The sequence below is a fragment of the Sphingopyxis sp. genome, from assembly GCF_041916015.1.
Lineage (GTDB): Bacteria > Pseudomonadota > Alphaproteobacteria > Sphingomonadales > Sphingomonadaceae > Sphingopyxis.
This window is the reverse complement of record NZ_JAYSAH010000036.1, coordinates 1-11732: the sequence shown is the minus strand read 5'-3', so window position 1 is coordinate 11732 and position 11732 is coordinate 1. Positions and strand designations below refer to the sequence as shown.

14 protein-coding genes and 1 pseudogene are annotated in these 11732 nt (G+C 66.0%); 6 read left to right on the top strand and 9 right to left on the bottom strand.

Annotated features, from left to right (window positions below; genetic code table 11):
• Positions 1–102: 102 nt before the first annotated feature.
• On the bottom strand, positions 103–1260 hold the full coding sequence (locus tag ACE3SL_RS05570) for a serine hydrolase domain-containing protein (protein WP_374524765.1): 1158 nt from the start codon (positions 1258–1260) through the stop codon (positions 103–105).
• An 8-nt stretch (positions 1261–1268) separates the two neighbouring features.
• Here ACE3SL_RS05570 and ACE3SL_RS05565 point away from each other — a divergent pair, with 8 nt between their 5' ends.
• Positions 1269–1688, top strand: a complete 420-nt coding sequence (locus ACE3SL_RS05565; protein WP_374524764.1) for a hypothetical protein — start codon at positions 1269–1271, stop codon at positions 1686–1688.
• Here the strand turns inward: ACE3SL_RS05565 and ACE3SL_RS05560 are convergent.
• The 7 genes from ACE3SL_RS05560 to ACE3SL_RS05530 all read right to left on the bottom strand — a co-directional run bounded on the left by ACE3SL_RS05560 (position 1672) and on the right by ACE3SL_RS05530 (position 6304).
• On the bottom strand, positions 1672–1923 hold the full coding sequence (locus ACE3SL_RS05560) for a hypothetical protein (RefSeq protein ID WP_374524763.1): 252 nt from the start codon (positions 1921–1923) through the stop codon (positions 1672–1674). The two genes, ACE3SL_RS05565 and ACE3SL_RS05560, sit on opposite strands and share 17 nt — an antisense overlap.
• Before the next feature lie 21 nt (positions 1924–1944).
• Positions 1945–3156 carry a low temperature requirement protein A gene (locus tag ACE3SL_RS05555; protein WP_374524762.1) on the bottom strand — a complete coding sequence of 404 codons (1212 nt, stop codon included), beginning with the start codon at positions 3154–3156 and terminating at the stop codon, positions 1945–1947.
• 1 nt (position 3157) lies between these two features.
• Positions 3158–3931, bottom strand: a complete 774-nt coding sequence (locus tag ACE3SL_RS05550; protein WP_374524761.1) for a helix-turn-helix domain-containing protein — start codon at positions 3929–3931, stop codon at positions 3158–3160.
• 193 nt (positions 3932–4124) lie between these two features.
• Complete coding sequence (locus ACE3SL_RS05545) at positions 4125–5048, bottom strand: alpha/beta fold hydrolase (RefSeq protein ID WP_374524760.1); 924 nt, start codon at positions 5046–5048, stop codon at positions 4125–4127.
• 238 nt (positions 5049–5286) lie between these two features.
• The gene (locus tag ACE3SL_RS05540) at positions 5287–5658 is read right to left on the bottom strand and encodes a cupin domain-containing protein (protein WP_374524759.1); all 372 of its coding nucleotides are present in this window, start codon (positions 5656–5658) and stop codon (positions 5287–5289) included.
• Positions 5655–6014 carry a DUF2200 domain-containing protein gene (locus ACE3SL_RS05535; RefSeq protein WP_374524758.1) on the bottom strand — a complete coding sequence of 120 codons (360 nt, stop codon included), beginning with the start codon at positions 6012–6014 and terminating at the stop codon, positions 5655–5657. Before ACE3SL_RS05535 ends, ACE3SL_RS05540 begins: the two co-directional genes overlap by 4 nt.
• Before the next feature lie 11 nt (positions 6015–6025).
• Positions 6026–6304 carry a BolA family protein gene (locus ACE3SL_RS05530; RefSeq protein WP_374524757.1) on the bottom strand — a complete coding sequence of 93 codons (279 nt, stop codon included), beginning with the start codon at positions 6302–6304 and terminating at the stop codon, positions 6026–6028.
• 28 nt (positions 6305–6332) lie between these two features.
• Between ACE3SL_RS05530 and ACE3SL_RS05525 the strand changes: the two genes are divergently transcribed.
• The 5 genes from ACE3SL_RS05525 to cobT all read left to right on the top strand — a co-directional run bounded on the left by ACE3SL_RS05525 (position 6333) and on the right by cobT (position 11466).
• Positions 6333–6923 carry a J domain-containing protein gene (locus ACE3SL_RS05525; RefSeq protein ID WP_374524756.1) on the top strand — a complete coding sequence of 197 codons (591 nt, stop codon included), beginning with the start codon at positions 6333–6335 and terminating at the stop codon, positions 6921–6923.
• Between the two features lie 11 nt (positions 6924–6934).
• Positions 6935–7372, top strand: coding sequence for an ester cyclase (locus ACE3SL_RS05520; protein ID WP_374524755.1), 438 nt, complete (start codon positions 6935–6937; stop codon positions 7370–7372).
• Between the two features lie 94 nt (positions 7373–7466).
• Positions 7467–8456, top strand: a complete 990-nt coding sequence (gene cobS, locus ACE3SL_RS05515; protein ID WP_374524754.1) for a cobaltochelatase subunit CobS — start codon at positions 7467–7469, stop codon at positions 8454–8456.
• A 5-nt stretch (positions 8457–8461) separates the two neighbouring features.
• Positions 8462–9646, top strand: coding sequence for an alpha/beta hydrolase (locus ACE3SL_RS05510; RefSeq protein ID WP_374524766.1), 1185 nt, complete (start codon positions 8462–8464; stop codon positions 9644–9646).
• Positions 9643–11466, top strand: a complete 1824-nt coding sequence (gene cobT, locus ACE3SL_RS05505) for a cobaltochelatase subunit CobT (protein ID WP_374524753.1) — start codon at positions 9643–9645, stop codon at positions 11464–11466. The genes ACE3SL_RS05510 and cobT overlap by 4 nt, the downstream gene beginning before the upstream one ends.
• Positions 11467–11612: 146 nt before the next feature.
• Here the strand turns inward: cobT and ACE3SL_RS05500 are convergent.
• A pseudogene (locus ACE3SL_RS05500) lies at positions 11613–11732 on the bottom strand (IS5/IS1182 family transposase); the annotation flags it as partial.

The window sequence follows — 11732 nt, the reverse complement described above, 5'->3', positions numbered from 1 at the left end:
CGAGACACGCTTGGGAAGCGCCAGCCTTCGCGTGTCTCGACTTCGCTCGACACGAACGGGAGTATAGCTTTGGTTTGTCCCCTTCCGGTCGAAAACCGACAATCAAAGCGCCGCCGTCAAATCCGCCAGATGCCGCCGCAGCGCCGGGAACTGGTCGTCGTTCGTGATCCCGAGCCGCACGATCGTCACCCGCTGCGACGGCGAGACGATGATATATTGCCCCTGATGTCCGATGCAGGCGAACAGGTCGTTCGGCCCGCGGTCGGGCCATAGCGCCGGATCGCTGCCCGGCGGCCGGCGGCGGTTGAGCCAGATATGGCCGCCATAACCCGGATCATCCTCCGATGGGGTCAGCATGAAAGCCATCCACGTCTCGGGCAGCAGCCGCTGGCCACCCGCGACGCCATGGTTGCGCAGAAACTCGCCGAACCGCGCATAGTCGCGCGCGGTCGCGTGCATCACCGACCCGCCGATCATCGTGCCCTTCGCATCGAATTCGGGGGTCAGGCTGGTCATGCCGAGCGGCTCGGTCAGGCGGCCGTGGATGAAATCGAGCATCGCGTCGCGGCGCGCCTCAGGGTTTTGCGACGGCGTCAGCGTATCGGCCAATATGTCGGCGAGGATGACACTGGTCGCCGAGCTGTAATTGAACACCTCGTCGGGCTTCGCCGCCGCGGGCTTGGCTTCGGCGAAACCCGCCATGTCGGCCGCGCCGCCGCCGAACAGCATCTCGACCGTGTCGCCCTTCCACACCGGATCGCCGGTTTCGACATGATCGAGCCCCGAGGCCATATGCAGCAGATGCCGCAAGGTGATCGCACCGCGCGGATCGCCGCTCCGCTGCCACGCCGCGACCGGCGCGGGCGCGTCGAGCGACAATTGGCCGTCGGCGACGAGGAAACCGGTCAGCACCGCGGTGATGCTTTTCGCCATCGACCAGCTGATCAGTTTCGAATTGCGGTCGAAGCCGGCGCCATAGCGTTCGTAGATCGGCTGCCCGTCGCGCAGCACGAGCAGCGCGCGCGTTTCGCCGACATCGTCCGCGTCGCCGAACAGCGCGTCGGCCTTCGCCTTGATCGCCGGATCGAGCGCCGGCAGCGCGGGCGAAGCGTCGGCCGGCCGCAGGTCGTCGATCGAGGCGCCGAACCGCGGCGCAGGCGCGGCGGGCGCCATCGCGCCCTGCCCCGCCGCCTGCGTCAGCGACCAGCCACCGAGCAGCAACAGCGCGGCACTTGCCAGCATGGCTTTTTTCGTGATCATGACGCGCCGTGAGTAACACCAACCCACCCGAGACGGCAACGGGCGACCAGCAGCCGAGCGCGCGCGCGCCGGAAGTGCCGCCGCACCTGCGTGGACGCAAGCGGCGCGAGGGGAGAAGCGGCGGCTGCCTGCCGTGGGCGGTCGGCTTCGGCGTGCTGCTCGCGATCTTCCTCGTCTGGAAATTTCCGTCGTTCAAGGCGCAGGCCGAACTGGGATCGGCCTATGCCGCGCGCGTCGGCTGCTCGTGCCGTTATGTTCAGGGCCGCAGCCTCGACAGTTGCCAGACCGACTTCGAGCCCGGCATGGGCATGGTATCGCTCAGCGAGGACCCCGCGACGAAGACGGTGACCGGAAGCGTCCCGCTCCTCGCCTCGCGCAGCGCGCGGTACGCAGGTGCCAGCGGCTGCCTGATCAGCCCCGCGAACTGATCCGCGCTGCCACCAGCGCAAGGACCGCCGGCGTGCCGAAGACGAGCAGCCACATCAGCAATTCCTCGCCCCAGCCATAGCCCGCCGACAGCACGCCGACGAGCAGGTTGCCGATCGATATGATGAGCCATAGCACCAGAAACGCCCAGGTCGCGCGCGCCTTGTCGCCGATAAGGATTCGCATGGCGATCAGCAGGGCAAGGCCCGTGATGAGCATGACGGTCGTGTGCGGCATGGTTCCTTCTCCCACAGACGATTATGCGTCGGCACCTCCGAAGCGTCCGAGCCACGGCGCCCACCGCCGCCAGCCGCCGTGATAGCTGCCCCACTCCCAGACGGCCGTGACGACGAGCACCACAAAGGAGGCGATGCCGAGCGCGATCGGTTGCCAGTGACCGAACCAGGAAGCGGCGCCGGCCGCGATCAGCAACGCGGCACCGATCATGTGCGAAAAGGGCGGAAAGCGCCGGTCGTTCGTCGCCTTCTTGAAACCCATATTCCCGATCAGGAAGAGCAGGGACCCGCCGACCGTCACGACCAGGAATGCCGGCTCGATATGCCCCGACGGATGCGCGAGCAGCATTTCGTCCGAAACCGCCGAGACGACGAGCCCCGCGACGATCGGAATATGCCAATAAGTATAAGCGTTGCGTGCGATCAACCCCGCCTGCTCGCTCGTCTCGATCCGCTCGCTGCCGCGCTTGGCGCCGCTGTCGAAATAGAGCCACCAGAGCGCCGCCGAACCCAGGAAGCAGGTCGCGAAGGCCAGCCAGTGCAAACCGTCCTGCGGCAGTTCCGCAAATGTTGCGCCCGTGATCAGCACTCCTTCGCCGAGCGAGATGATCACGAACAGCGCGCAGCGTTCGGCCATATGCGCGCCCGAAATATCCCAGTCACCCCCTTTCGACCGGCCCAGCCCCGGCGTCGGGAAGAAGCTGATCGGCCCCATATAATCGACGAGCAGCGCCGCGCCCCACAGCAACAGCCGCTGATCGGCGGGCACGAACGCGCCGGCGGCCCAGAGCGGTAGCGACAGGCCATGCCAGAACAGGATACGCAGGAAATTGCGCGCGCGGCCGTCGTGAACGCCGCGGCTCGCCCAGACCATATAGAGGGTGCGTCCGATCTGCATCGCGCAATAGGCGGCGGCGAACAGCCAGCCATTCTTGCCGAACGCGCCGGGAATCGAACTCGACAGCGCCAGCCCCCCTAGCATCAGCAGAATCAGCATCAGCCGGACATTCGCGCGCTCGGGGTCGAGCCAGTTGGCGACCCAGGTGGTATAAATCCATACCCACCACACCGCGAACAGCAGGAGCAGCGCCTGAAGCCCGCCGAGCCAGCCCAGATGCTGGAGCAGCGTGTGCGAGAGCTGGGTGATGGCAAAGACGAAGACGAGGTCGAAGAACAGCTCGATATTGGTAACGGGCGCGTGGCCGTGCCCGTCCCGCTTGCGAAACAGATTCATATTAGCCATCGAGTTCGGCCCTCCCCTTCGCAAATGCGCGCCACTCCCCCGGGGACATAGCAAGCTTGCGGCGAAAGGCGGCACAGAGATGCGCGTGGCTGGAAAAGCCCGTCGCGAAGGCGATCTCCGCGACCGACAGCGGCCGGTTGGCAAGGAACCAGCAGGCGCGGCGAAGGCGCTGGTGCAACATATATTGCGCCGGCGTCCACCCCGTCGCGCGCGCGAAATTGGTGATCAGGCTGTTGACCGACATGCCCACCTCCGCCGCCATCTCCTCAACCGTGATCGGGGTCTCGAGCTGCGTCTGGATCGACGCCATCAGATCGTCGATGCGCGGAGCGATCGCCGGCGGCACCGGCGGCGCGACGCGGCGCGCCAGCGTTTCGTGGAGCAGCGCCAACAGCGCATCCCCCGCCCCCGCCTCGTCCGCGGCCACCGCAGCGACGAGCGCCGCCATCATCCGGTCCTGATAGGCCGCGATCGGGCGCGCGCCGGACGGCACCGCCAGCAAGGCGGACGGAATTTCAATCTCGACGAAGCGCACACTACCGCCTTTCGCTTCGGCGCGGTGGACGTGCCCCGCCGGCACGAACCACATCTCGCCCGGCAACGGATCGCCAAGCGAGGTGCGATGGCCATCGAGCCAGGTTTCAAGCCAGTGATAGCTTCCGGCCTCGTGCAGGATCAGCACATGGACGTCGCGGACGATCGTCCAACCGAAAGGGCCGTCGATCCGGTCGATCTTGGTGACCGCCTTGAGCGTGCCCCTTTTCATAACTGCAAATATGGCAGCAATGGGAGAATCTGAAAGCCTGCAATAGGGGGCAAACTTATGGTTAACTCGCGCCCGAGCTAGACGGGCGCATGACTTTGACGAATTGCGGCAGTCCCGCAGAACCGACCCCTCCCGGCAGGCGGTGGCACCCCTACCGCCTGCCAACTTTTTATTCCCTTTTCAGTGCTTTGCGTCAGTATCCTGCGAGGAATTCGTCCATCGCCGCATTGACGGCGTCGGGCTTTTCCCACGGCACGAAATGACCGCAGCCGGGCACCTTCACGATGCTCACATCGGGAACCAGTTCGGTCATGCCGTCGAGGTTGCAGGCGGGCAGCGCGACATCGTCGAGCGCCCAGATCACGAGCGTCGGGATCGTCAGTTTCGGAAAGGGCACCGCGAGCGGTTCGGCATAGGGTTCGTCCATCGCCGGGACGTTTGCGGGCGAGCCGCGATACCAGTTGATCATCGCGCGGCAGGTGTCGCGATCCTCCCAATCCTTGAGCAGCCGGGCGATCTCGTCGGGCGGCTGGATGCCCCCGCTCGGCACCTTGCCCGCAAAGGCGTGGGCGAGGATGCCAGCGATGCCATGCTCCTCGATGATCGCGTCGCTCGCCGGATCGCGGAAGGTGCGGATATATTGGCTCGCTTCGCGTTGCTCGGGATTGGTGAGCAGCAGACGCTGAAAGATCGCCGGATGCGGCGCGTTGGCGATCACCGCGCGGGTGACGCGCCCCGACCATTCGGGATGCAGCCCGCCGGGCTGGCCACCGAGCGCCACGCCCCACGCGATCGCCCCGCCCCAGTCGTGCCCGACGATCGTGAACCGATCGATCCCAAGCGCGTCGGCGAGCGCGAAAATATCGGCGATCAGCTTGTCGGGGGTGTAGGATTCGGCATCCTGCGGCTTCGACGATCCCCGATAGCCGCGCTGATCGGGCGCGATGCAGCGATAGCGGTCCGAAAAATGCGGCAGCTGGAACCGCCAGGTCCGGTGCGATTCGGGAAAGCCGTGGAGGAAGATCAGCACCGGCGCATCGCGCGGCCCCACATCGACGACATCGAGTTCGACTCCGGTCGAAAGCTTCACCCGCACCTGCTCGAAATCGCCGCTCATGCCTTGCTCCTTTGGTTTCGTTTCAAAACCAATCTGGCGGAGCATGGTGCGGCTGGCAAGGGGACGTGGGCGGGAAGCGCGGTCTGTCGGCTTTAGGGGTGGGGAGCTGTCATCCCCCACCTTTGTCATTCCCGCGAAAGCGGGACCCAGTGTGGGGTTAGCCGACGCACGCTCTGGGTCCCCGCTTTCGCGGGGATGACAAAGTTAGGAGAGGCAGGGCGTGCCCTACCGCTCGAAATCAGCCAAGCCTTGCTAGCGTTTCCCTCGTCCTTTCCGTCTCGACGTTCCCCGTGTTGCGCGTCGATCCCGGTTCCAGCAACAGGACATGGCACTCGCCGTCCAGCGCCTCGGGGCAATGCTCGGTGCCGTGCGGGACGATGATGAACTCGCCGGGACCGACGATCACATCGCGATCGCGGAACGCCATCTTCATCCGCCCCGCGACGACGAGGAACAATTCGTCCTCGATATCATGGTGATGCCAGTCGAACTTGCCGTCGAGCTTGATCAGCTTGACCTGAAAATCATTGATGTCGCCCGCGACACGCGGATTCCAGGGATCGTGGAAAGTCGCGAAAGCCTCAGCGAGATTGACCTTGTCGATCGTCATGGCGCCGACGCCCGCAAGATTTTCTCCATCGCCTTTCCCCTGGCGAGTTCGTCGATCAGCTTGTCGAGATAGCGGATCTCGCGCATCAGCGGCTCGGCGATCTCCTCGACGCGCACGCCGCAGACGACGCCCTTGATCTGGTCGCGCGCGGCATTCAGCGCGGGCGCCTCGCCGAAGAAACCGCGAAGGTCGATCCCGGCCGCGATCTGATCGTCGAGCTGCTTCTGGCTATAGCCGGTCAGCCAGCGGATGATCTCGTCGACCTCGGCCTTGCTACGGCCCTTGCGCTCGGCCTTCGCGACATAGTGCGGATAGACGCTGGCAAAGCTGTAGGCGTAGACGCGATGCTCATCCATGATCAGCTATCCTATTCTCCCGGCGCGCTCGCCCGGATCGCCAAGGCATGAACGCGGTTGCCCGGCATGTCGCCGAGCGCCTTGTTCACCGCCCGCTGCCGCGCCACGCGGTTCAGGCCCGCAAAGCCCGCCCATAGGATGCTCAGGCTGAAATGCGACTCGCCCGAACCATCGTCGCCCGCGTGGCCGTGATGGCTGGCGCTGTCGTTGCTGAGGGTGAAATCGGCGCCCGGAAAAGCGGCGGTCAGCCGCTCTTCCATCTCGCGTTGCACTGGACCTTTTGCTGTCATGCCCCCATGTTGGGGCCGGACAATCCGCATGACAAGCCCCCGCTCGCCCCGATTCCACGGCCGCGTTCCGCGCGAAGCCCCCTGTGCCGTTCCCGGCTGCCGCGAACCTGGCGAGTTTCGCGCGCCCGTCTCGCAACATCGCTCGCCCGACGGCCCCCCGCCCTATCGCTACCTCTGCCTCGACCATGTCCGCGAGTTCAACGCGGGCTATAATTTCTTCGAAGGGATGAGCGCCGACCAGATCATGGCGGCGCAATCGCCGACCGCAGGCTGGGAGACCGAAAGCCGCGCCTTCCGTCCCGCGGGCAACGCCGACCTGCCGCCGCGCTGGGCCGATTTCAGGGACCCGATGGACGCACTCGGCGCGCGTTTCCGCCAGCGGATGAGCGAGGCACGGCGCGAGGCCGCCGACCCGCGCTTCAACCGCGAGGAGCATCGCGCGCTCGATCTGATGGGGCTTTCCGCCGACGCCGACCGTGCCGCGCTCCGCCGCCGCTACAGCGAACTCGTCCGCAAATATCATCCCGACCGCAATGGCGGCGACCGCAGTTTCGAGACGAGACTCGGCGAGGTCGTTGCGGCATATCAGCTGCTGCGAAAAACGAAGGCGTTCGCATAGGGAGAAGCGCGATGAGCGACCTCGACGACAGGCGTATCGAAACCGTCCGCCGGCACATGGCGCTGGAGATCACGCACGACTGGGACGGCGTCCTCGCGACCTTCGAGCATCCGCGCTACGAACTTCTCGGCCCCGGCACGGTCTTCGACGGCGAGGCGGCGGTGCGCTCCTATTTCGCCGCGTCGCGCGAACCCTTTCCCGATCAGGCGAACGAGGTGATCGCGATCGCTGCCGACGCAGCCACGAACACGGTCCTCGTCGAATTCTGGCTGACCGGCACCCACCGCGGCCCGCTGCGCCTCGGCCTCCGCACGATCGAACCCACCGGCCGGGCCTTTCGTGTCCGCATGGCGGCCAGCTTCGAATTCGCGCCGGACAGCGACAGGATCGTCTGCGAGCGGCCCTATTACGACCAGTCGGCGGTGATGAAGGCGCTCGACATCTTCTGAATAAGCCGTTGCAAGCCGCAACCCATGACGATACCGCGACGGCGAAGCGCCGATACAGCGGCGACTCTCCCATTTGCAGCGCTGGACTTTTGCCATGACCGATATCCCGAACAGCCTCCCCGACCACCACGGCTCGACGCTCCTCGCGGCGCCCGATACCGAGGTCGATGCACGCGAGGTTTTCGGCGTCGATATCGACATGAAGATTCCGGCGTTCAGCGAAGCCGACGAGCGCGTCCCCGACCTCGACCCCGCCTATGTCTTCGATGGCGACACGACGCTCGCGATCCTCGCCGGCTTCAAGTTCAACCGCCGCGTCATGGTGCAGGGCTATCACGGCACCGGCAAGTCGACCCATATCGAACAGGTCGCCGCCCGCCTCAAATGGCCGTGCATCCGCGTCAACCTCGACGCGCATATCAGCCGCATCGACCTCGTCGGCCGCGACGCGATCGTGCTGAAGGACGGCAAGCAGGTCACCGAATTCCGCGAAGGCCTGCTCCCCTGGGCGCTGCAGACGCCCACCGCGCTCGTCTTCGACGAATATGACGCGGGCCGTCCCGACGTGATGTTCGTGATCCAGCGCGTGCTGGAGGCCGAAGGCAAGCTGACCCTCCTCGACCAGAACCGCGTCATCCGCCCCAACCCGCATTTCCGCCTGTTCGCGACCGCGAACACCGTCGGGCTCGGCGACACGAGCGGGCTCTATCACGGCACGCAGCAGATCAACCAGGGCCAGATGGACCGCTGGAACATCGTCGTGACGCTGAACTATCTGCCTGCCGCGACCGAAAGCGCAATCATCCTCGCCAAGGTCCCCGGCACCGACGACACGACCGTCGCGAACATGGTCAAGGTCGCGGACCTGACGCGCCAGGGCTTCATCAATGGCGACATCTCGACCGTGATGAGCCCGCGCACGGTGATCAGCTGGGCGCAGAACGCGGCGATCTTCAACAACCTCGGCTTCGCCTTCCGCCTGTCGTTCCTCAACAAGTGCGACGAAGCCGAACGGATGATCGTCGCCGAATATTATCAGCGCGTGTTCGGCGAGGATCTGCCCGAAAGCGTGATCGGCAAGTGAAGCCGATGCGCCACCTCGCGGTGGCGTCTGCCGCACTGACCCTCGCCGGCTGCATCGCCCCCGTCGATTACGGCAAAATCCGCCACGCCGCCTATGTCGCCGACCCGCGCTGCACGGCACAGGCTGGCGCGCCGGTCGACGCGGCGGCGCTGCCGCTCTTCTTCGTGACCAGCCGCCTCCCCGACTGCCGTACCGACGCGATCACCCTCACCCATCATCGCGGAGACACGGTGCGTTACGGCCGCTTCGCCGCGCCGCGCGAAGCCAAGGTTGCGGGCAAGGAAAAGCTGCGCACCCCGATGGCATTCCAGAATGAAGGCGACTGGTGGCAGGCGCTGCAGGCCGAAACCGACCGGCGGCAGGGCCGCGTGCTCCTCTATGTCCACGGCTATCGCGAGACGTTCGAGACGACGTCGAAGGACGCCGCGCAGATCGCGCGGATGACCGGCTTCGACGGGCCGGTGATCGAATATAGCTGGCCCTCGCAGGGCGAGGTGCTGAAATATGCGGTCGACGAGACCAATATGTATCACGACGTCCGCCATTTCGGGACCTTCCTGCGCACCCTCGCCGACCGGCCGTGGGTCAAGGAGATCGTCATCGTCTCGCATTCGCTCGGCGCACGGCTGGTGATCCCCGCGGTCGCCACCGCCGACCGCCTGTCGCGCCGCGCCGGGCGCGCGACAAACATCTCCAATATCATCCTCGCCTCGCCCGACATCGACCGCGAGACGTTCGAGCGCGACATCGGCGACGACGTGCTCGCCCCCGAACGCGTCGAGCGCGGGCGGCACATGACGATCTACGTCTCGCTCAAGGACAAGGCGCTCGCCGCGTCGCGCGCGCTGCACGGCTATCCACGCCTCGGCTCCCCCTATTGCTTCGACCCGTTCGAGGCGGCCGACCTTCGCGCCAAGGGTCTGCCCGAGCGCTGCTATGTGCGCGCAGTGCCGGGCGTGACCGTGATCGACACAACCGAGGTTTCGCGCGGATCGACAGGGCACAGCAATTTCCTGCGCAGCGCGGTTGCCTGCCGCGATTTCGTCGATGCCGTCGCCGGCAAGACGGCGCGGCCCGAGCGCGATGCCACGCCGCTCGCGCATGTCTTCCGCTTGCGTCCCGACCCGGCAGCGCCCAAGGACCTCGACGAGACACTCTGCAACCGAATCCCGCCGACCGAGACGCCATGACCGCATCCTCCCCCCTCGACGACCTGAAGACCGCGCTCTCCAGCGTCGCGCGCGCCGTCACACGCGACCCGGAGGTCGAGGTCGGCTTCACCGCCGATGCGCCGGTGCAGATCGGCAAGGCGATCAAGGTGCCGACCCCCTCGCGCACCCTGCCGCGCGATCAGGTCGCCGAGGCGCGCGGCTTCGCCGACAGCTATGCGCTGCGGATGAAGCATCACAGCGAGAAGCTGCATAATGCCGCGCGCCCGTCCGAGCCGCTTGCCGCCGCCGCGTTCGACGCAATGGAGCGGGCGCGGATCGAAGCGCTCGGCGCGCGGGGCATGGCCGGAATGCGCGCCAACCTGTCGGCGAGCCTCGCGATGCGGATGCGGTCGGACCCGATCGCCCGCGCGCATGCGAAGGAGGATGTCCCCGTCTCGAGCGCGCTCGAACTGCTGCTGCGCGAGGCGCTGACCGGCGAACGCGCGCCGCAGGGGACCGAGACCGGCCTGTCGCTGGTCCGCGAATGGATCGCCCGGGACGCGGGCGGCGACCTCGACGCGCTCGCGCTGCTGATCGACGATCAGGCCGCCTTCGCCGAGACCGCGAAGCTCGCACTCCGCCATCTCGACCTCATCGTCGCCGACGAGCCGTTGGAGGAAGGCGCCGAGGACACGGGCGAGGAAGACGAGAGCGAGGCCGAGGACAGCCAGGAAGAACAAGAGAGCGAGGACGGCGGCGCCGGCGAAAGCCAGGTCGATGCCCGCGCCGAAATGGCGGGCGATCAGGCCGACGACGGCGACGCCGATCCCGACGCGCAGGAGATGGAGGCCGACGGCGAGCCCGAGATGGGCGGCGAAGGCGACGAGGGGATGCTCCCCGTGCGCCCCAACCGCCTGCCGACCGACGTCCCCGACTTCAACTATGTCCGCTTCACCGAAAAGCATGACGAGATCGTCGCCGCGACCGAGCTTTGCGACGCCGACGAACTCACCCGCCTGCGCGCCTATCTCGACCAGCAGATGACGCATCTGCAGGGCGCGGTCACGAAGCTCGCGAACCGCCTCCAGCGCCGGTTGATGGCGCAGCAGAATCGCGCCTGGGACTTCGATCAGGAGGAGGGCCAGCTCGACGCCGCCCGCCTTGCCCGCGTCGTCGTCTCGCCCGGCCAGTCGCTCAGCTATAAGATCGAGCGCGACACCGATTTCCGCGACACCGTCGTCACGCTGCTGCTCGACAATTCGGGGTCGATGCGCGGGCGGCCGATCAGCATCGCCGCGATCAGCGCCGATATCCTCGCGCGCACGCTCGAACGCTGCGGCGTGAAAACCGAAATCCTCGGCTTCACCACCCGCACCTGGAAGGGCGGGCAGAGCCGCGAGGACTGGCTCGCCGCCGGCCGCCCCGCGCACCCCGGCCGCCTCAACGATCTGCGCCACATCATCTACAAGCCCGCCGACGAACCCTATCGCCGCGCGCGCAAGTCGCTCGGCCTGATGATGCGCGAAGGGCTGCTCAAGGAGAATATCGACGGCGAGGCCCTGATGTGGGCACACCACCGCATCATCAACCGCCCTGAAGAGCGCCGCATCCTCATGGTGATTTCGGACGGCGCCCCGGTTGACGACAGCACGCTCTCGGTCAACCATGGCGCCTATCTCGATCAGCATCTGCGCCAGGTGATCGAATGGATCGAAACCAAATCCCCGGTCGAGCTCTGCGCGATCGGCATCGGCCACGACGTGACCCGCTATTACAGCCGCGCGGTGACGATCATGGACGCCGAGCAATTGGGCGGGACGATGGTCGAACAGCTCGCGGGATTGTTTGACATCGATTGAAGGCCGTTTGATTTTGGGATCATCGGAACTTCAGTGGTAGCTCACATATCCATTATGTTGGGGGATTAAATAAACCGTCACCCGAAAGCTCACAACCTCCGATAGAGGATTCAAGACTTGGTATTTCTAGGGTCAGGACTCATTGATCAGAGCCAGAAGATGACAGTGGCAGCGAGGGCGACGGCGGAGAAGAAGGCCTTCGGGCACCGATCGTAGCGGGTTGCGACGCGGCGCCAGTCTTTCAGGCGACCGAACATAATCTCAAT